Source organism: Bradyrhizobium sp. CCBAU 11434, assembly GCF_028128895.1.
Taxonomy (GTDB): Bacteria; Pseudomonadota; Alphaproteobacteria; order Rhizobiales; family Xanthobacteraceae; genus Bradyrhizobium; species Bradyrhizobium zhengyangense.
Genome location: NZ_LBJX01000086.1, coordinates 1 through 20,402, shown reverse-complemented (window position 1 = coordinate 20,402; position 20,402 = coordinate 1). Strand labels below are relative to the sequence as shown.

Genomic DNA, 20,402 nt, shown 5'->3' with positions numbered 1-20,402 from the left:
ACAGGCCAGGATCTTCAGCACTGCGACTTGTAAATTCACCTCAATGACAAGCCACGTCCTAGATCTATCGCCACATCGTTGGCGCTTTGGAAAGAGCTTCCTGACCTATCTGTCTAAGCCGATCGGGCCGCGTCTCACCTCTGGTGGCGGCCTCCAGGATTTTGGAAGCAACGTAGGCGCGGATGCCGGCGTCATACGGTGAGACGTTCTCGCAAACCTCCTCCAGGATCGTGCGCAGGAGCGCGGTCGTGACACCGTCCAGCATTGGGAGATCTCCCTCATCCCATCGAGGAAGATAATGGACATTTGCTGGGCCGCAACGCAAGCACATCAGATCGCGTGAGGCTTTGTGACTGCAGGTGAGCCGATTTTCATGGCGGTGCAAATTGCGGCAGCTCGCTTAATCGGCCCGCTTTTGCTTTTCTCGTCGTCCCTCTCTGGCTTAACTGACAAGCTTGGCGAAGCTCAGAGCCGAACGCGACGCCCTGGGATTACGCAAGGCATGCGGGGACTTCTATTGCGCGCCGGACTGGCTGGCCGGCTGCGGCTGACCAATGTGTTCGGACGGTGCCAGTTCGGTTGCCGATCTCATCAGGTTCAATTGCGGTCAGAGGATTTGTTGCTTATCGCGCCTGCCGCGTCCAACCAAGTCCGAGCGCTTCGCATCTTGCACTGCAGAGGGACGTCGCGATCAATTGTTGGGATGAAGCATATCTTCGCGTCAAAAACCAGCGTCAACCCTGTGTTTGGCGCCGAAATCGCGCCAAGATCTGATCTGACGCGACGATCAGTGACCCGTGACTCGTCCCCTAGCCGGTCGGCTCGCGATCGTGAAGCGATTTCGTGGTTACGGACGTGTGGGGATTAATTAATCGCACGCATTGGCAGCACACGATTTTGAGCGAGCCTCCTTTGGCAATGCTCGCTTACAGGCGGATGATCTCAGTAGCGACTTGCGTTTTTGGGCATATAAGCCTGGCGCAGCCGAAGGCCCAAGCACGGACACGCGAACGTCGTGTGAAAATTCATCGAAGGCGCTGCCGTAATGCAGGATTTGAGCGCGGGAGCAGGACTCGTCGCATTAATCGATATTGCCATTTTGTTACAGTCTCCGCCCAGAGCGATCATACGCAGCCGGAGGGCGGCATATTCCGCGGCCACATTGTGAGCCATTACTGCAACTGAGCATGAGCCATGAGCGAGATGGCGTCGCCGAAAGTACGGTCGCATCAGCGAGCTGGGCGCGAACCCTTTGGGAGGGAGTGAGCTAGCAAACCAGCCCGCCGCGGCCTGCATATGAAACCTCCGATCTGTCGGCGAGGCGCCTCGTTTCAGCGAAGAGAAGCGACTGGGCTGTTCAGACTTTCTGCTGTGCTTGTCCAATCGGAAAGGCAACTACATGAATTATCTCGGCAGCAGCCAACGTCGCACAACATCTGTGATGACGGCCGAACAGTACGAGCTGGAGCGCCGTTAGAAGGAGATTGCGCGCCTCAAACAGCTGGTTGTACGACTTTCTGAAATTGCTTTGCGCCACGTCGTAGAAAGCGCGCAAAGCGGTCGGAATGGCCCGGAACGTCTGAGCGAGCCGCCAAAGTCATAATACGAAAAGCGAACCCGCGCTTGGCTGCTCTCGGCAGAGTGGAGCGGCTCCGTCTCGCTCCACTTGTCAGCGGCAGAGCCGATCAACCGACATCAAGTGCTCGAGCGTGGGGCAGTTGTTCAGGACGCAAAGGAGCACTTTCGGATCGCGTTCGAGAGCTCTTTCAGGATGTTGAGGATTTCAGCGCCAACTGATCGGGTTCGACTGCTTCTGAGCGCAGTCGCTTGCGGATCTGGCTACGATGGCGACTAGGTCAGGACTACATTGTCGATCAACCGAGTCGAGCCGACGTACGCTGCGACACAGAGCACCGCTGGATGGCGCAGAGGGCTCTCAGCAATCCTGAGGGTCCCAGCGTCGACAAGCTCAAGGTACTGGAGTCGATCGACCCCTTCCAAATGCTTTCTTGCAAGCGCAATCAGCGTTGACGCCTCGCGCTCCCCTGAGGCAAACTCTTGGGCCGCGGCGAACAAGCCACGGCTGATTGCAAGGCTCCGACCACGTTCTTCGGGACTGAGGTAACGGTTGCGACTGCTCATTGCGAGTCCATCTGGTTCCCGCACGGTTGGCGCGGTGACAATCTCGATCGGAAGATTCAGATCAACCGTCATGCGGCGTATCACAGCGCATTGCTGAAAATCCTTCTGTCCAAAGTACGCGACGTCCGGCTGCACCATGTTGAATAGCTTGCAGACGACTGTCGCTACACCACGAAAATGTCCAGGCCTGAAACCTCCGCAGAGCGGTTTTGCGAGTTCGCCCGGGTCGACAAAGCTCTCAAACTGAGCCGGATAGATCTCCTCTGCACTTGGCGCGAAGATGATGGAGACCCCGGCACTGCGGCACAACGCTTCATCGCGCGCGAAGTCGCGAGGGTACTTGCTGAGATCCTCGTTTGGGCCGAACTGAGTGGGGTTGACGAAGATGCTAACGACAGTGACGTCGCAGTGTCCCCGGCTAGCCGAGATCAGGGCCAGGTGGCCGTCGTGCAAGTACCCCATCGTCGGAACGAATCCGATGCGCTTATCGGCATTACGAACGTCTGCAAGGGCGCGACGCAGCTCAGCGACCTTCGTAATTACTTGCATTTCTTACCTTGAGGTTGAATTGGAGGGCACCCAGTTGGCGACGGCATGCCGAAGCTGATCAGGAAGCCGATAGCACTCCTCTGAGCCCGGGAATGCACCTTTGCGGACATCGGCAGCCCAGCGCGACAGCGCCTCCTGCAACAGCTGGAATCCATTTGTATAGGCACGAACAAATTTGGGCCGATGGCCTTCGGTTAGCCCCAAGACATCATGAGACACGAGCACTTGGCCCGAGCAATCGGGTCCTGCTCCGATCCCGATGGTGGGGATCGTGAGAAATTCGGTCGCTCGCGCCGCGAGCTCGGCAGGAATGCCCTCCAGGACCAGCGCGAAGCAGCCGGCTTCCTGCAGACGGTGCGCGTCATCGAGTAGCCGCAAGGCGGTATCCTTTGTCCGTCCCTGCACCTTGAATCCACCCATGACGTTGACGCTCTGCGGGGTCAGACCGAGATGTCCCATCACAGGAATTTCGCAATCAACCAAGGCGCGTACCACGTCGATGCGTTTGGCACCACCCTCGAGTTTCACAGCATCGGCGCCGCGCTGCAGAAAACCTCCTGCATTGCGAATCGTATCCTTAGAACCGACATGAAAGCTCAGAAAGGGCATGTCGGCCACAAGCAGGGCATGAGGCCTCGTGCGCGCAACAGCCTCCAGGTGATGATTCATCATGGCCATGCTGACAGGCAGCGTGTTGTCGAATCCCAGGCACACGTTTCCAACGCTATCGCCGACCAGGATGATATCGACAATGGGATCCACGATGCGCGCCGCAACAGCATCGTAGGCGGTGGTCATCACAACACGCCGTCCTTTATCCTTCCACTGCTGCAGTGCCGGAATCGTGACACGTTCTAGAGGCCGTCCTGAACTGTGGCTCATATTGGATCCGCTCCCCGCACACCGTCGGCGCTTCCTAGAGAATGCGGGAGAAACCTGTCAATAGCATGCAGGATGGAGATCGAAGTTCTCTAGAACTGGAGAACAACACAAAAACAGTCCAATGGTCGCGCAATCATGAGGCAAGACCTTCCTCATCGCTAGACCGCGATTTAACCACCCGATGGCTGATCTTCTCGTACGGCTTCAAAGACTATGCCGGCCGCCGCCTCGATCGAGGAGCGGCGCTCGCGACGAGCCACCATCTGCACGCGCTATCTGGGCTGATTGCAGACTCTCCAGACGGTGAAGGCACCGCCGGACCGAGCTGCAGATGCACGTAGTGGGCACTTCCTCTTCAGTGCACATCTTCGTGTCTGCCCCTCATGGGGTACTCGTGAGACTCCTGCTTCGGCGCTGGCGCAGCGAGCAAAGCAAACGGATGGCAGGCCAGGAACGTCCAAAGGTGACAAGCCGATGTAAGCGCAGCGAGTGTCGCGGTCGAGTAGATGTCGTCGCGAAGACGCTCAGACCGAGCCAGCCTGCTGGCCCTATAGGCCCTGAAATCGATTATTTTTGCCGATGTTTCTGTCACTTGATTTCCGTGCGCTCTAGAGGACCATTCGAGGCTGCAACAAGTCTGACCAGGCGGTAACGGCACAGCTCGGTCTAGTCCTAAGCCGCTCGCAACCATCGAAGCCATTTCTGATCGGCCTCCCGCCGCGCCTTGAAGCGGTTGAGGCATTTCGTGGAGCAAAGGGCCGTTCGCCAGCAGTAATGGCGGATCATCCCAAATTTTCCGCCGCATACGGCGCAGCATTTGGCTGACGGGTCGAGGGAATTACGGAAGCCAATGTGCATTCGCGCCTCCTGTCAGACATTACTTGGAAAGCCCAGCTGCCCTCTGACCACAGCACCACGCGCGGACTAAAGCTGCGGTCGCCCGGCGGGCCGTCTCCCTGGTTCTTGCAGCCATCAAGAGCCTTGACACTGATGTGCGGCCGCCTCGAGAAGCAGTACTTTCCGCAGAACGCCTCGCCGAGAATTTGTTCAAGTTAATGGATTTCTCTATCGTGATTAACGCAATTCGCTCGACATTTCGACCAAATGCTGCGCCTATCACGGCTAGCCCGCAGGATTGCTGCGGCAGCTTTATCGGGAGCGCTTAAAGCAAGTGCTCAAAGCACGATCAGCCTGCGAGCCGTGGGGGCTGCAGCCTCGTTGCACTATCAAACGGCAGCAATACGGACGCATTCACCTTGCAAGATCTTGTCACTGCATACGATGCACAGCCTCATGCATCTCACATCAGCAAGTCAGCAGCGTCACGGATGGCAGCATAGATTTCGTCAAGGTCGGCCGCCGTAACGCAGTAAGGCGGCATCACGTAGATCGTGTTACCGAGTGGGCGTAACAGCAGGTTCCGCGCTTGGAAGAAAGCTAAAAGCTTTGGCCCGATGTCCGCCAGATAGCCGGCATCGCTCGTGTTGAGTTCAAGCGCTGTGACTGTTCCTGTGCGTCGGACGTTTGCGAACCGTGAATCGGCGCAAAATGGCGCGAGAGACTGTTCTTGCATCGTGGCCAAGGATGCGAGCCGCCGGCGATATTCCTGATCCTGCCATAGGTCCAGATTGGCCTTGGCGGCGGCGCAGGCCACTGGATTGGCCGTATATGAGCTCGAATGAAAAAACGTACGCGTGCGATCTTCAGAATAATGCGCATCGAAAATATCGGCTCGACAGAGCGTGACGGCGAGCGGCAGCGCCCCAGCCGTAAGGCCCTTCGAATAGCAGGCAATATCGGGCGTGACATCGGCCTGCTCACACGCAAACAAGGTACCCGTCCGGCCCCAGCCGGTCATGACCTCGTCCGCAATGAACAGGACATCGAAGGCTTCACAGATCCGCTTCATCTCTCTTAGCACCGAGGGAGAATACATCAGCATTCCACCGGCACCCAATATCAGGGGCTCCACGATAAAGGCTGCGGGATGTTCGTTTCGACACGCGTTTTCAAGCGCATCGAGCGCTATTTGCTCACGATCTCTTGCCGGGAACGGAATCGAGGTCACCTCGAACATCAGCGCCCCGTAGGCCGCATTGAAGACGCCTCGGCTACCTACCGACATCGCCCCGATCGTGTCGCCATGGTACGAGTGCTGCATCACCACAATTCGGGTTCGCTGTCTTCCGGTATTGTGCCAGTAGCCGAGCGCCATTTTCAGCGCGACTTCGACGCTGGTCGACCCGCTATCGGAGAAGAACACATGCTCGAGCGCCGGGGAGGTGACCTTCAATAGTTCCGTCGCAACTTGCTCAGCCGGGTCGTGAGTGTATCCGGCGAAGATGACCTGATTGAGCTTGCCTGCCTGTTCTCGGATTGCGTTCACGATGCACGGATGGCAATGGCCGTGGGTCACGACCCACCAGGAGGAGATTGCATCGATAAGGCGTCGGCCATCTTCGGTGTAGAGATAAGCCCCCTCTCCTCGCAGCACCTTCGTCATGTCCTGCTGTAGAGCATGCTGCGTGAACGGGTGCCAGATCGGCGACCTCTTGGCTACCTTCATAGGGTCAGAAAATCACTGCCAACAAAGGAGTCCTTGAAAGCGGCCTGCAGCGTGTCGTTCGTGAGGGGAACAAGCCACGGGAGCCGTCCCAACCAACGCACTCTCCCGATCTCGCAAATCGCGCTTTCAGTTTCGGCGTTTCTTTCACCAATGAACGCAATTCCAAGGATTCGAATCTGACGCTTGCGCAGAGCCTCTATGGAGAGCAGGGAATGATTGATTGTGCCCAGTCCCGTCCTTGCGCAAAGCACGACGGGCAGCTGCCAGCGCTCCAAGATGTCGATGTAAAGAGTGCGCGCTGTCAGCGGCACCATGAGGCCGCCGGCGCCCTCGATCACGAGTTGCCGCTCACCGCTGTGCGGCGGTCGAAGCGTCTCTGTGTCTATGCGAACGCCGTCGATCTCCGCGGAGTAATGGGGCGACGCAGGCGTCAGAAGTCGATAGAGCTCCGGGATAATCCGATCGGCCGAGATGCCGCCGAGGCGGCGGACGCACTCGGAGTCGGTCTCTTGCTCGAGCCCGGCCTGGACCGGCTTCCAGTAATTCGCGCCGAGAAGGCCGGCGAGCCCCGCGGAAAATACCGTTTTGCCGACCCCGGTGTCCGTACCAGCCACGACGATCTGCTTATTCATCAAAACGAGCCCCTCGTCACCTCGGCCAGCGCATCGAGCATTGCGCGCACGTCCGCTTCCCCAACATTGAGTGTCAACGAAATTCGCAAGCGGGCGGTGCCTGCGGGGACGGTTGGCGGCCGAATTCCTCGGATATCGAAGCCGCGCGCCTGCAGAGCAGAGGCAAGTCGCATTGCATGTGCATTGTCACCGACGATGTACGGCACGATCTGAGAGGTCGAAGGTGTGCGCAAGCCAAGCGAAGTGATCTGCCGATGCGCGAACGCAACGAGTTTGGCCAGCCGTTGCTGCCGCTCCGGCTCGTTCTGCAGGATGAGGAGTGCCTCTCGAACGGCAACGGCCATCAATGGTGATGGGGCGGTAGCAAAAATAAACGGACGGCAGCGGTTGATCATGAAATCGCGCAGGATGCCGGAAGCGGTAACAAGTGCCCCCGCCGCACCGAGCGCTTTGCCGCAGGTATGAACTACGATGAGATTGTCGCGCCTGTCATAAGGGGCCGTGAGCCCTCGTCCTTGATGCCCGTAAGCACCTGTGGCATGAGCTTCATCCACGATCAGAAATGCGTCATGGCGATCAGCGATTGCCACCAGCGCTTCGAGTGGAGCGAAGTCGCCATCCATACTGTAGAGACTTTCGGCCACAATCCAGACGCGGCCCGCTCCACCTTTGGTTCGCCAGTCGCGAATTGCGTCTTCGACTGACTGGGGATCATTATGCGCGTGAATTCGGCACTCTGCGCGGCCGGCCCGCGCGCCCTCGTGGATACTGGCGTGCACGAGCGAATCGAGAACGAGCAAATCGCCGCGCTGCGGCAGCGTTGTCAGGAGGGCAAAATTTGCGATGTAGCCGCCTCCAAAGAAAAGCGCTGCCTCCGCGCCAAAGAACTGAGCTGCTTCCGTTTCGAGCCGTTCATGCTCCTCGCAATTGCCGCGCAGAAGGCGCGACCCACCGGCTCCAACCGGAGTGCCCGCCTCGAGCGCGGCGACCATCGCCTTTTTGATGCGCGAGGCGCTCCCGAGCGCCAGATAGTCGTTCGATGCGAAGTCGATACCCACGCGCGGCTTGATGCAGCGCAGCCGTTTCTCTTCGTTCAAGGCATTCAACGCTGCGACGTAGCGACTAAGTCTAGCTGTTTGGATTGACCGCATTCATCACTCACAGGATCGCATCAAACCGCGCAAAAACTGCGCCGGCCGTTTAAGGATGGATGGCCAGTTAGGTTCAACGTGCCAAGATGCGATTCTCTCCGTCCACACGCACAATGCGGGGCTTGAATATCTTTGCTTCGGCCTCGTCGAATGAGGCATATGCAACGATAATGATCTTGTCTCCGGGCATCGCCAGTCGGGCGGCCGCACCGTTCAGACATATCGTACCAGACCTCGGCGGCGCCTCGATCACGTAGGTGGCAAAGCGCGCCCCTGTTTCGACATTGTAGATTTCGACGCGCTCGTTGATCACCATTCCTGCCGCGTCCAGGAGCGTACGATCTATCGAGATCGATCCTTCGTAGTGCAGATCAGCTTCGGTCACTGAGGCGCGATGGATTTTGCCCTTCATCAAAGTTATCTGCATTTCTCACCTAGGCTGGAGTCGAGGCAACATATTTCGCGCAATGCTTCTGTCAGGCGAGCCTGGACGTGATGCCGAGCCGGGCCAGCAGATCCGCATCGCGATCAACTTTCGGGTTTTCGGTGGTCAAGAGCACGTCGCCGATGAAGATTGAATTTGCGCCGGCCAAGAAGCAAAGCGCCTGCAATTCATCGGTCATGTATTGCCGCCCGGCGGACAAGCGAACCACACTCCTCGGCACCATGATCCGCGCGGTCGCCAGCAGCCGGACTAGCGCGATCGGATCGGGCGGCTCCGCGGTGTCTTCCACCGGCACGCCCTCGATCTTATTCCACAGGTTGATCGGCACGCTTTCGGGGTGGTTGGGAAGATTGGCGAGCAGCACGAGCATACCTAGGCGGTCCTCAACGCGCTCGCCCATACCGATAATCCCGCCGCAGCAGATCTTGATGCCGGCATCGCGCACATGCGCCAGCGTATCGATGCGGTCCTGCAGGCTGCGGGTGGAGATGATCTTGCTGTAAAATTCGGGCGATGTGTCGACGTTGTGATTGTAGAAGTCAAGCCCGGCCTCGGCTAGGCGCGCGGCCTGCTTCGGCGTCAGCATGCCGAGCGTCACGCACGTTTCCATGCCGAGCCCTTTGACCGCGTTGACCATCTCGCAGACGGAATCAAGATCGCGATCTTTAGGCGTGCGCCAGGCTGCGGCCATGCAGAAGCGCGTGGCGCCGGCATCCTTCGCGCGCTGCGCGGTCGCAACCACATCTGCGCAACGCATCAGACGGGTGGCTTTCAGGCCGGTCTCGTAATGCGCGCTTTGCGAGCAGTACCCGCAGTCTTCCGGACAGCCGCCGGTCTTGATGCTGAGCAGGCTCGTGGTTTCGACGTGGTTTGGATCGAAGTTCTTGCGATGAGCGCGCTGCGCCTGAAGCATCAGGTCCGCAAAAGGAAGGTCGTAGAGCACCTTAGCCTCTTCGACGTTCCAACCATTCCGAACCTGCGCCCCGTTGCTTCTTTCCTTCGGTTGGACTTGCGCAGCAGCATCCATAACCCAACTCCGCCCAATTGTAGATAATCACGTGAATTATCTATAGTCATCGCTCTCGAGGAGATGCTAATCGAGCTGCCTCGCAAATGCACCGGTTATTGCGGTAGATAATCTATGATCACTACTGACAACATGACGACGGTCGCGCGCATCGCGGACTCGATCGCTAAGCGCATTATCAGCGGCGCCTTAGAGCCAGGCGCGCCACTCCGTCAGGATCACGTTGCACGAGAATTTAGTTCCAGCCACGTCCCGGTGCGAGAGGCCTTTCGGCAGCTGCAGGCACAACATCTTGTTGTCGCTGTGCCGCGCCGCGGTGTTCGGGTTGCCCCGCTCGATACCCGGTCAGTGAAGGAGATCGCCGAAATGCGCGCCGCGCTGGAAGTGGTGGCATTGCGCCATTCGGCGCCAAGGCTCGCGACAGCTCATTTAGCTCGGATCGAGCTCGCCTTGATCGAAGGAGACAATGCAAAGACGATCGAGGAGTTTGAGACGGCCAACCGCGCCTTTCACCAAGCCTTGGTCGCGCCGTGCGGAATGCCGCGTCTGCTCGCGAGCCTCGATGGACTGCAGCTTGCCAATTCTCGATTGGTGTTCGCTATGGCGCGATCGGTGGGCTGGCGACCGCGCTCCAATCAAGATCACCGCCTGATTCTGCAAGCCTTGCGAACGCGCAACATCGATCAAGCCTGTAACCTGCTCACGCGGCACATTCAGACGATTGAGCGCCTTGCCTTTCCAGCGTCCTGAGCAACTCTGGCAAGATTCATTGCAGACCGCCAGCGGTCGCGAGCGACGATCATGCAGCAAGCGACTAGCCTCATTGCAACGGGTTCTATTCCCCGATAGTTATGCCAGTCGCTAGCGACATCTCCACGGACAGTCATGATTCGTCACATCGTCTTCTTCAGCGCCAAGGACGAGGCCCATATCGACCAGATCGTCGAAGGTCTTTCGCTTCTGACCACGATACCACATGCGCGCCGGCTTGAGGTTGCCCGCAACCGCAAGACCGATCAGCTCGGCAACGATATCGACATCGTGGTCTATGGCGAGTTCGACAGCGAGGCGGAGCTTGCCGCGTACAAGGCGCACGATCTCTACCAGCAGTCGATTAAACGGGTCCGACCGCTCCGCGAGCTGCGGTTCGCGGCCGACTACGATGTATCAATAGATACTCCTTTCGCCTCAACGGCAGGATGATCGAGGTGCTGCCGCAGCAAAAAGTCCACCGCCGGGTTAACTCGGCAATGGAGCTCAAGTTTCGGGCCATCGCAGACAAGCGTCATTGTCATCGGCTGGGGCAACAGATGGTACAGCACTTTCACGACGTCAGCCGCCGGTGATCGATAACCCGATGTACGTTCGCGAGTTGCAGTGGGTCGAACCTGTCACAGCGATGCGACGTCTTGGGCATCGATCGCATCTCACGTTTCTCGATAGCGCAGCAAGGCACGAGCTGCTTGGGCGCTACTCATATCTAACGTGCGACCCGTTCAGCACCTATAGGGTCGCGAACGACCAAGCCAGTTGGAACGGACTTACTCTCGAGGCCGATCCATGGAAGGTCCTTCGCACGCTACTCGCGAAATACCCTCAAGAGCATCGTCCCGATCTCCCGCCGTTCCAGGGAGGAGCGGCAGGCTACTTTGCCTACGACATGAACAGGACATTGGAGCGATTGTCTGCGCCGGCAATTACCGGTCTGGGTTTGCCCCAATCCATCCTGCATTTCTATGACCTGGTCATCAGCTTCGACCACCGGGATAACAAATGCTGGATCGTCTCGACCGGATGGCCGGAGCAGGATCGCGTGCGACGGAGCGAACGAGCGCGCCGTCGAGCCGACGAGTTTGCAGCATTGATTGCCGGTCCAAAGGCGCCACAGAAGGGTTGTCCCAGCAAAGCGGGCACATGGCGCTCGAACTTCAGCCGCGAGGACTACATTGCGGCGGTACAATGCGTGATCGACTTGATCCTGGCGGGTGACGTGTTCCAGACGAATATTGCGCAGCGTTTCAGCACCCGCCTGTCAACCTCGTTTGACCCGCTCGCCTTCTATTGCCATCTACGATCGTTGAATCCGGCGCCTTTTGCGGCCCTGCTGCGATGGGGAAAGCTGACCATCGCGTCAAGTTCGCCGGAACGATTCCTGAAGCTTGAGGGGCGACAAGTCGAGACACGACCCATCAAGGGTACGATCGCGCGTTCGCGTGATTCCAAGGAAGACCACCGGCGTGCGGCTGTTCTCCTTGCTTCCGAAAAGGATCATGCCGAGAACACGATGATTGTCGACCTTTTGCGTAACGATCTGTCACGCGTTTGCACTGCGCATTCGGTAGAGGTCCCGGCCCTGTGCAATCTCGAGTCCTATGCCTCGGTGCACCATCTCGTGTCGATCGTTACGGGGAAACTTGGCGGAGACGAAGACGCCGTGAGCCTGCTCCGCGCCTGCTTTCCCGGCGGCTCGATTACGGGAGCCCCAAAGCTGCGGTCGATGGCAATTATTACAGAAATCGAGCGCATAGCGCGAGAGGTCTATTGTGGGGCGATCGGCTTCATCGGATTCAACGGGCACATGGACACAAGTATTGCGATTCGCACTGTCACAATCGACGGCGACCTGGCTGTGTTTCATGCGGGCAGCGGTATAACGGCCCTGTCGGAGCCCGAGGCCGAATACGAGGAAACGCTCGCCAAGGCAGAGCGAATCTTCGATGCATTTGGCTCTGAACCAGCTGGTGCATTTTGATTGTCATCATCGACAATTACGATTCTTTCGTGTTTAACATTGCCCGCTATTTCCACAAGCTCGATGAAGCAACCGAAGTGATCCGAAACGACGCTATCAGCATCAGCGAGCTCGTTGGTCTCAAGCCGCGCGCGGTGGTGATATCGCCCGGTCCCTGCACCCCAACTGAGGCAGGAATATCGACAGCAGTGGTCCGCGAACTTTCGGGACGCGTACCAATTCTCGGCATCTGCCTTGGACATCAGTGTATTGCGAGCGTTTTTGGAGGACGGGTGGCGCGTGCGCGACGGCCCATGCACGGCCAGCGCTCATACGTTGCGCATAACAGCCGAGGGTTATTCAAGGGGCTGCCAACCCCGCTTGACGTCGGACGCTACCATTCCCTTATCGTCGAGCTTGATCAGTCATGTGCGCAGACCCTCATAGTGACAGCGCTTTCGGAGGAAGGCGAGATCATGGCCCTCACGCACGGCTATTATCCCACCTATGGGGTCCAATTCCATCCCGAGTCGATCCTTACCTCACAGGGGCACGTCCTGCTTATGAACTTCTTGCGACTCACAGAGGATTTCCGAAACCACGCGGAGCAATGAGAGGGTCTGCCTGCCGATCAAGGAGGGGGGAGCGTTGGTTTTGGACGAAGGGGCAGCGTCATAGTGGCCGGCATTTTGTGATAATCAGCGCTGTTCCGTGCTCGGCTCCGCAGTCAGCGGCGCGCCTCCGACGGAAACCGGACCTTGTGGTTTCGGGGGCCGGACGTCTCTCTTGGCCGGCTTGGATGTGGTGCGCACGGGTGGTGAAGAAGGAGCAGGAGCAGGAGCAGGAGAAACAACAGCCGCCGGCTTCTGCAGCTCCTCGATTCTTTGGGTCAGCGCTGTGATCTGATCCGAGATCCGCTTTAGATCGGCTTGTTGCGCATCGACGTTGCGATTGAGCTCGGCAAGTTCATCGGCTGTCTTCTGCTGCCCAGATTGGGTCTCCAAAAGGACGGCCCTATCCTCAGGTGACAAGCCAAGCGTTTGAGGCGCGACTTCATGCGCTGGCGGCGCCTCCGCAAATGTTTCGATATTCGTCAAAACATAGGCTCCTCCGGCGCAAAGAAAGAGCAATACGGCTAGAAGAGCAAAGATCCACCGAAGGCCTTTCGACGGTCTCTGCAGGACCGGCGGCAACTCCGATGCTTGGGATTGATCCGTCACAGCCACACCCCACTCTCGTCATCTCGATCTGCTTTGGTTGTTCTCGTTGCCGCGATAGCAGAAGATGGTCAAGAGCTGCCGCAAGCCGCAACCCTCGCTGCATCGTTTTCAGCAATGTTGTCCCCAAAGCCGGGACTTGATCGCATCAGGGTTTTTGCGAGCAACGCACTGCGCTGCAGGTGGTGAGGTAAATAATGAGGGCCGGTAGAGGGGATTACCCGTGAAGCACCACATTCATACCTGTGCTCTTGAGGGGGCCGCCTCACCGAAAGGCAATGCGCGTCGGGGATTTGCTAGGTGAGGCTTCCTGCGGTTCTGGGCCTGATTGTTCGAGGATCGCTAGTCGCAGCGTCGAAGTGGCTTGGCGCAAAAATGCTGCGCAACCCACGCAACAAACGCGTGATGCGAGCGCAATCATAAGACTAACTATATCGTTCGATGGAGGGGAATTGCGTTGTTAGTGGGCAACTGCACGAAGGCCAGCCACGAGATCAGGTCGGCCGTTCAAAAAGACGGGCACTACATGCGAAAACGACGCGAATCGAGGAAGCGGATCCCTACGGATGCCTGAGCAGATCATCTGCAAGCGCCGGGCCTTCATACGTGGAAAACATACCAGCGCCCCTGTCCAGCTGCGTACGCGTGGGGTCTCGCAGGGATCCTAGCGCGACCAAGGTCGGCCCCCGGATCAAAATAAAAACAAATGCGAGCAGGCTAGAGCGAAGCAGCGCAAGCCCAGCCGCGGTCAGCGCCAACAGGCTGCCGGACACAATGTCATGATTGCGCATGAACCGTCCTTCATGGCGCCCGGAAAGCACCACGAGGGGCGGCTACCTTCGTGGTGAATGGCCAATCACCGGATTACTACTCAAATTCGCTGCACTATTCCTGCAGTCTGCACGGGAAAATGCAGTTTATTAGCGCAATCGTCGCGCTATTAGGCGGCGACCGGCGAGAACGAACGAGTATCAAAATTTGTGGGTGTTTGCTGGCCAATAGGCCGTGGGATGCCCTGTAAGAGCCGCCCCTCCTCCAAGGCCGGGGTGCGCGTCGTTTCATAGTTGCGATATATCCTTTCGAGTAATCCTTGTTGCATGCGCGCTCTCCTAATCCTCCTCGCGGCTTTTACGATCATGTTGGCGGCACGTGACCGGCACCAAAATGGCTTCGTGCCACGCCCGACGGCATCCATGCCCCCGGTCGACGTGCCGTAACCCAGGCACCTGCCTCTGTCCGCAAACGACTTGACGCAGTCATCAATATTGGGCAACCACTCAGATCCATACTTGCGATCTGCACCGCTGCTGTAGACAGCACATCTTCCGCCCTAGCGTGGGGACAGCCACGCCATTCTGTCATTGCGGAACTGGCGTAGCGGCACTTAAGTCCGGCAGCGCAGGCCCAAGCTCAAGGAGCCGATCGGCACACTTCGTTGGCCGCCATCTCAAACTGGGCGTACGACTATAAATTCAACGCCAGCAGGAAAGGACACCTACCGCTGGCATTTCGTCGACATCGACATCGATCGGCCGACATATGACGACGCTCTTGATTGCAAGGATGAACAAGACCAGGGAACTTGCATCCTCGAGGGTCTTCCGGCGGGGATTGCGATCCTCACAGACAATTCGCGCTCTGAGGAAGAAGGTTGCGCGCGCTGAAGCTCGTTGTCCATCTGGATGGGGACCTGGAGCTGCGTTGCACCCAAGCAACATAACGGCGATCAACGCAGTAACAAACTGCATGTCATCTTGCACGCAAAGCGATCCGACGGGACGTCATATACGCGCGCGCCGACATTCCACAGCATATGTGAGGACTCTCTGGTCGATCTCCAGGCGTATTCGTGGGGGAGTTAAACTGATGCGCTGGAGCCGATCTGCTGCCGACAGTCGAAGCCCCGCCCTATGATGAAGCACGAGTTGCTGCTTGCGCGAACGATACGCCCGCCCTGGGTATAAGAGCCTATCAGGGCCTGCCCCAGGAACGCTGGACCACAACGATTCAGGCCACGCGTAGAGTTCGGCAACGATTATGCCGTAGCCATCAAAGCGGACCTGGATCGCGAGCTGGTAAAGGGAGCCGCGCGGCCTAAGGCTATTCTGGAAGATGCACTCGGCAATTCCTAGACGAACTGCCAAACCTTAGGTCGGCCGCAGAACACCTCCCACTAATTCTCGATAATCATGATTTAACAAGATCAGTGTTGGATGCTTTGTACACTCGAAGTCCGCACGATATCGCGAGGACGGTTCTGCGCGATGAGGTCGTGCGGCTTGAGGGCAATCGGCGCGCGAACCGCGTACTAAGGTTGAAACTCATTAAAGCCACCATACACCAGATCGCAGCATCCAGCAGATACTATTGAGGACGCGTCGGTCGTTTACCCGAGGGGCTCCACGCGACTCGATAGCTGCCCATTCGTAGTCCGTTAGTTCATGGCGCATGATTCGAAGCCCCAGTTTGGGAGCTTGAATCACGGGCGCCGGGCCAATCACAATGCTTTTGCCGTGTCAGGCCGACTTGTCCTCACGACTGCCCTCAAGCTTATCTCGCAAGGCCGTGATCACGCGATGGACAATCCGTATATCCTTGACCGACAGCCCTTCTGAAAGATCGTTGATCCAAGGAGCCTGCAACTCCATTGCGGCTTCGAAGGCGCGCTGTCCATTCGTAGTGAGCACGACGAGCTGCGCCCGTCGGTGATGCGGGTTGACCTCAAAAGATACGAGGCCCTCTCTGTGCAGATCATTGATAATCCGCTGCACGTTTTGACGATTGCCGCCGAGGTCACGTGCGAGCCAAGCGACCGGTTGGGGACGTTCGGCGGACACAATGGCGCCAAGCACCTGCCAGCGTGCGCTTGTTAGGCCGAGCGGGGCGACCAGACGGTCGCCGGCCGTCAGAAATAGGCTGTCGAGCCTGAATAGATCGAGAACAAGGTCGGTCAGGGCGTCACCCTCCGGGGTTCGCTTGGCTCTTTTCATTTGTCACCATTATTTTATATTGACATCATGATGTCAACGTGGTACGTGAACATAATACCAATTAGACATCACATATCAAATAGCAATGGAGGCACTCATGTCGCTGCTACGCCCACTCGACCCTTCTTTCCCGATCGACCGCCAGATCGCTATTGAGGCAAATTCGGTCGTCCTGGTGAACCCATTCACACTCGACAAAGCCGATGAGGCGGCTTTTCTCAAGACCTGGCAGGACGATGCAGCGTTCATGAAGCGACAGCCGGGCTTCATTTCCACTCAGCTGCACAGAGCTCTCGGCGACAGCTCGACCTATCTGAACTACGCCGTCTGGGAATCCACCGCACACTTCCGCGCGGCCTTCACCCATCCTGACTTTCTAGCAAAAATCGCCAGCTATCCGGCCTCCGCGATAGCCTCCCCTCATCTGTTCCAGAAAGTTGCCGTGCCCGGCATCTGCGTTGCCTAGCCCTGCTCTTTTTAGGAAGGGAAGATACTCATGATCAAGTTGATCCATCCTGTCGCTGGTGCCTTGGCTATCGGAACGATCGGCTCATTTTGGCTGTCGACGGTACTCAGCGAGCTGTTCGCGTCCCATGCCACCGTTGCAGCGGTTAAGAGCACCATACCGTGGGGTTTCTTGTTGCTGATTCCGACGCTCGCTGCGACCGGTGGTACAGGTGTCATCTTGGCAAAGGCGCGCCGGGCCGGACTGATCGGGGCCAAATTCAAGCGCATGCCATTCATTGCAGGAAACGGCATCCTGATTCTTATTCCGTCTGCGCTCTTCCTTGCGTCCAAGGCTCAGGCGGCAGAATTCGATGGCACGTTCTATGCTGTGCAGGTGATCGAGCTCGTCGCGGGCGCAACAAACATTACACTTCTTGCTCTCAACATGCGGGACGGTCTCAAAATGAAGGGATGGTTGCGCCAAAAACCCGCTTGATCAACTGAACCAGAACTGCGCGGACAACTGACCTGAGGCCCGGTATTGTCGTGGCTTTATGAGTACGCGCCCTAACACTACTTTGGCAAAATGTTATAGCTCTCCCGCCGGAGAACAGGCCGGGTGGTATCAGAATGCGTAGCCAGATCAGCAGTTTAGAACGTTCGGCCCTTCAGTTTACCTTCGGCAGCATAACCCTGACCGTGGTAACACTGGCCTGCTTGTACCTTCACGCGCATTTCGCCGCGACGGCGTTCGCGTATTTGTTAGTGATCTTGCTGTTTTCGCTGATGGGCAGCTTCATTGCGTCGTCGGCGCTTTGCATCGTAACCATCGCTGCTCTCGCTTACTACTTTGCGCCGCCGGCGTTCAGCCTGCGAATCCATGACCCCCAAGATCTGCCGGTGGTTGTTGCATTCTTTATTGCCTCGGTTGTGGGAGCGCACCTGGTCGGAAAGCTCCGCCAGGAAAGAGAGGCTGCGCGTGTCGTTGCGGCCAAGCTTCAGCGGAGTGCGGCCGATTTGGAGGATCGCGAGAAGCGGTGGCGCGCCATCTTCGAGCACAATCCCGCCATGTACTTCATGGTCGATGAAGCCGGCACTATCCTCAGCGTCAATTCGCTCGGCGCGACACAGCTCGGCTATGCTCCTGCTGAACTGGTCGGTCGATCAGTGCTGGACGTATTTCTCGAGGAGGATCGCGCGTTCGTTCGCGAATGCGTTCGGACGAGCCTTGAGGATGTCGGACAAACGCGCACGTGGGACGTCCGGAAAGTCAGGAAGGACGGCTCGGTGTTGTGGGTACGTGAAAACGCCAAAGCCATGCTCTGGGGCGATGAGCAGCCCATTGTCCTTATCGCCTGCGAAGATATCACGGAGCGAAGGCGGACCGAACTTGCCCTGCAGCGGAGCGAAGCACATTTGGCCCAGGCGCAGGAATTGAGTCACACAGGCAGCTTCAGCTGGAATCCCACTACGGGCGAGGCCTTCTGGTCAAAGGAAACATTTCGCATTTTCCAATTAGATCCTGACACAGTGCAGCCGGGGCCGCAGCTCGTCGTTGAACGCACTCATCCGGATGATAGGGCTTCGGTTAAAGAAATTATCGATCGCGCGATGCGAGACCCGAGCGATTTCGAGCACGAATACCGGCTTCTGCTGCCGGACGGCTCGGTAAAGCACATCCATGCCCAGGCACGGGCGACGAGAACAGCCTCTGGTGACATCGAGTTTGTTGGAGCAGCTACGGATATCACGGCGGCGAGGCGAGCAGAACAGCAGCTGCGCCGCAGCGAGGCCTATCTGGCCGAGGCCCAGCATCTCAGTCACACGGGGAGCTGGTCCTGGGACGTCTACCGTCTAGATTTCATATATCGGTCCGCCGAGGTCGATCGTCTGTTCGGCTTTCGCCCACAAGAGCCGGTGTCGATCGAGACCATTCGATCGCGCATCCATCCGGACGACTTGCCGCGGCTACAGGAGGTGCAGCGCCAGGCGATTGAACACAAGGAGGGGCGGTTCGAATATGATTTTCGTATCCTACTACCGGATGGCGGGATAAGACGCATACACTCCGTTGCGCACGTGGTGGTCGGCAGCGATGGCAACGTCAGCGAGCTGATCGGAACACATATGGATGTGACCGAGCAACACGCAGCTAGGGAACGCCTGGAAAACACGCTTGCCGCGCTGCGCGAAAGCGAACAGCGCTTTCGCGACTACGCCGAAACGGCTTCCGACTGGCTCTGGGAGACCGGGCCGGATCATCAGGTCACTCGCTTATCCGAGCACACCAGCGCTGCGGGAATTTTGGCGACAGGATTGATCGGCCTGCTTCGCTGGGACATTGCGTGCGACGTCGAAGAGGACCCCGAGAAGTGGCGGCAGCATCGGGCGATATTGGAGGCCCATCTTCCGTTTCGGGATCTCGTCTACCGCACCGTGAATCGGACAGGTTCTCCGATCTACGTCCGCACGAGTGGCAAGCCTTTCTTCGATGGAAAGGGCAATTTTCTCGGCTACCGTGGCGTCAGCACTGACATCACCGCTACCATTCGCGCCGATCAAGCCGAACAAGAACTACGAAGGGCACAGTCGGAGCTTGCGCATGTGACGCGTGTAACGACTTTGGGAGAGCTGACAACTTCGATCGCCCACGAAATAAACCAGCCACTCGCCGCTATTATCAGCAACGCCGATGCGTGCCTCGGTTGGATGGGCCGGGAAGCGCCTAAGCTTTCCGCCGCCCGCTCTTCGGTGGAGTGGATCATCGAAGACGCAATCCGGGCAAGCGAGGTGATCCGTCGTATTCGCGCGCTCGCGAAGAAGGGCGAGATTGAGATGGTGCCGCTCGATATCAATGAGGTCGTTAAGGACGTCATTGTGCTGGTAACACGAGAGCTGGTGAGCCACCGAGTGACGTTACGAACCGAGTTGACGGCAGGGCTGCCTAGGATCCTCGGCGATCGGATTCAGCTACAACAGGTGATCATCAATCTCGTGATGAACGGAATCGAAGCCATGGAGGCAGTTACCGACCGGACGTGCGAACTGCTGATTCAATCATCAAAGGACGATGTGGGGCACATCCACCTTGCCGTGACGGATTGCGGCGTCGGCATCGCCGAGAACGACGCGGACCGCGTCTTGGATCCTTTCTTCACCACCAAGTCGAGTGGCCTTGGAATGGGTCTTTCAATCTGCCGGTCGATTGTGGAAGCTCACGGAGGACGGCTGTCAATGGTCCACAAAAGTGGACCGGGCGCGACCTTCCAGGTTGCCCTACCGCCGCATAAGGAGGCCGTCTCGTGACAGGACGATTTAACTCGCCAGGTGAAGGCAGCAATGCCGAGGCCTCGACAAAGGCGACCGTCTTCGTCGTGGAGGATGACATCTCAATGCGTCGCTCGCTTACGAACCTTTTTCAATCGGTAGGGTTAGGCGTCATTGCATTCGGATCGGCGCGCGAAATGCTGCAGAGCCCGATCCCGGACGTTATTAGCTGTCTGGTTCTTGATGTCCGGCTGCCAGGCTTGAGCGGCCTTGACTACCAGACCGAGCTCGCGAGGTTGAACATACATATTCCGATCATTTTCATTACCGGCCATGGCGACATTCCAATGACTGTC

The 20,402-nt window shown here is 57.9% G+C and carries 18 protein-coding genes and 1 pseudogene; 8 read left to right on the top strand and 11 right to left on the bottom strand.

The window, feature by feature from the left end:
• Nucleotides 1-64: 64 nt before the first annotated feature.
• From XI06_RS19625 to bioB, 8 genes are all read right to left on the bottom strand, one after another.
• A complete protein-coding gene (locus tag XI06_RS19625; RefSeq protein WP_271606190.1) occupies nt 65-265 on the bottom strand; it encodes a hypothetical protein in 201 nt (66 codons plus the stop codon).
• A gap of 1,586 nt (nt 266-1,851) precedes the next feature.
• Nucleotides 1,852-2,691, bottom strand: a complete 840-nt coding sequence (gene panC / locus XI06_RS19620; RefSeq protein WP_271606189.1) for a pantoate--beta-alanine ligase — start codon at nt 2,689-2,691, stop codon at nt 1,852-1,854.
• A gap of 3 nt (nt 2,692-2,694) precedes the next feature.
• A complete protein-coding gene (gene panB, locus XI06_RS19615; RefSeq protein ID WP_271606188.1) occupies nt 2,695-3,573 on the bottom strand; it encodes a 3-methyl-2-oxobutanoate hydroxymethyltransferase in 879 nt (292 codons plus the stop codon).
• Nucleotides 3,574-4,873: 1,300 nt separating this feature from the next.
• Complete coding sequence (locus tag XI06_RS19610) at nt 4,874-6,139, bottom strand: adenosylmethionine--8-amino-7-oxononanoate transaminase (protein ID WP_271606187.1); 1,266 nt, start codon at nt 6,137-6,139, stop codon at nt 4,874-4,876.
• Nucleotides 6,136-6,771 (bottom strand): dethiobiotin synthase, encoded by a 636-nt coding sequence (gene bioD / locus XI06_RS19605; protein WP_271606186.1) that lies wholly within the window; start codon nt 6,769-6,771, stop codon nt 6,136-6,138. The genes XI06_RS19610 and bioD overlap by 4 nt, the downstream gene beginning before the upstream one ends.
• The gene (locus XI06_RS19600; RefSeq protein WP_271606185.1) at nt 6,771-7,922 is read right to left on the bottom strand and encodes an 8-amino-7-oxononanoate synthase; all 1,152 of its coding nucleotides are present in this window, start codon (nt 7,920-7,922) and stop codon (nt 6,771-6,773) included. Before XI06_RS19600 ends, bioD begins: the two co-directional genes overlap by 1 nt.
• A gap of 73 nt (nt 7,923-7,995) precedes the next feature.
• Nucleotides 7,996-8,349: an aspartate 1-decarboxylase gene (gene panD, locus XI06_RS19595; RefSeq protein WP_271606184.1), complete on the bottom strand. Its 354-nt coding sequence runs from the start codon at nt 8,347-8,349 to the stop codon at nt 7,996-7,998.
• 49 nt (nt 8,350-8,398) lie between these two features.
• Entirely contained in the window at nt 8,399-9,394 is a 996-nt protein-coding gene (bioB, locus tag XI06_RS19590) for a biotin synthase BioB (protein ID WP_271606183.1), read from the bottom strand.
• Between the two features lie 114 nt (nt 9,395-9,508).
• Here bioB and XI06_RS19585 point away from each other — a divergent pair, with 114 nt between their 5' ends.
• The 4 genes from XI06_RS19585 (at nt 9,509) to XI06_RS19570 (ending at nt 12,739) form a co-directional block, all read left to right on the top strand.
• Nucleotides 9,509-10,144, top strand: a complete 636-nt coding sequence (locus XI06_RS19585) for a GntR family transcriptional regulator (RefSeq protein ID WP_271606182.1) — start codon at nt 9,509-9,511, stop codon at nt 10,142-10,144.
• Between the two features lie 135 nt (nt 10,145-10,279).
• Complete coding sequence (locus XI06_RS19580) at nt 10,280-10,597, top strand: Dabb family protein (protein ID WP_271606181.1); 318 nt, start codon at nt 10,280-10,282, stop codon at nt 10,595-10,597.
• Between the two features lie 154 nt (nt 10,598-10,751).
• Nucleotides 10,752-12,146 (top strand): aminodeoxychorismate synthase component I, encoded by a 1,395-nt coding sequence (gene pabB / locus XI06_RS19575; protein ID WP_271606180.1) that lies wholly within the window; start codon nt 10,752-10,754, stop codon nt 12,144-12,146.
• Nucleotides 12,143-12,739 carry an anthranilate synthase component II gene (locus XI06_RS19570; protein ID WP_271606179.1) on the top strand — a complete coding sequence of 199 codons (597 nt, stop codon included), beginning with the start codon at nt 12,143-12,145 and terminating at the stop codon, nt 12,737-12,739. Before pabB ends, XI06_RS19570 begins: the two co-directional genes overlap by 4 nt.
• An 84-nt stretch (nt 12,740-12,823) precedes the next feature.
• On the opposite strand, the gene XI06_RS19565 is transcribed toward XI06_RS19570, so the two are convergent.
• The 3 genes and pseudogenes from XI06_RS19565 to XI06_RS19555 form a co-directional block, all read right to left on the bottom strand.
• Nucleotides 12,824-13,222, bottom strand: coding sequence for a hypothetical protein (locus tag XI06_RS19565; RefSeq protein WP_271606178.1), 399 nt, complete (start codon nt 13,220-13,222; stop codon nt 12,824-12,826).
• A gap of 2,450 nt (nt 13,223-15,672) precedes the next feature.
• Nucleotides 15,673-15,792, bottom strand: a pseudogene (locus XI06_RS19560) (transposase); the annotation flags it as partial.
• A gap of 66 nt (nt 15,793-15,858) precedes the next feature.
• Complete coding sequence (locus tag XI06_RS19555) at nt 15,859-16,332, bottom strand: MarR family winged helix-turn-helix transcriptional regulator (protein ID WP_271606177.1); 474 nt, start codon at nt 16,330-16,332, stop codon at nt 15,859-15,861.
• A 97-nt stretch (nt 16,333-16,429) separates the two neighbouring features.
• On the opposite strand from XI06_RS19555, the gene XI06_RS19550 reads away from it, so the two are divergent.
• From XI06_RS19550 to XI06_RS19535, 4 genes are all read left to right on the top strand, one after another.
• Nucleotides 16,430-16,798, top strand: coding sequence for an antibiotic biosynthesis monooxygenase family protein (locus XI06_RS19550; protein WP_244558879.1), 369 nt, complete (start codon nt 16,430-16,432; stop codon nt 16,796-16,798).
• A 30-nt stretch (nt 16,799-16,828) separates the two neighbouring features.
• Nucleotides 16,829-17,275, top strand: a complete 447-nt coding sequence (locus tag XI06_RS19545; protein ID WP_271606176.1) for a hypothetical protein — start codon at nt 16,829-16,831, stop codon at nt 17,273-17,275.
• 134 nt (nt 17,276-17,409) lie between these two features.
• Nucleotides 17,410-20,085, top strand: coding sequence for a PAS domain S-box protein (locus XI06_RS19540; RefSeq protein ID WP_271606175.1), 2,676 nt, complete (start codon nt 17,410-17,412; stop codon nt 20,083-20,085).
• A partial coding sequence (locus XI06_RS19535) for a response regulator (RefSeq protein WP_271606174.1) occupies nt 20,082-20,402 on the top strand: 321 nt, incomplete at its 3' end. The genes XI06_RS19540 and XI06_RS19535, both read left to right, overlap by 4 nt.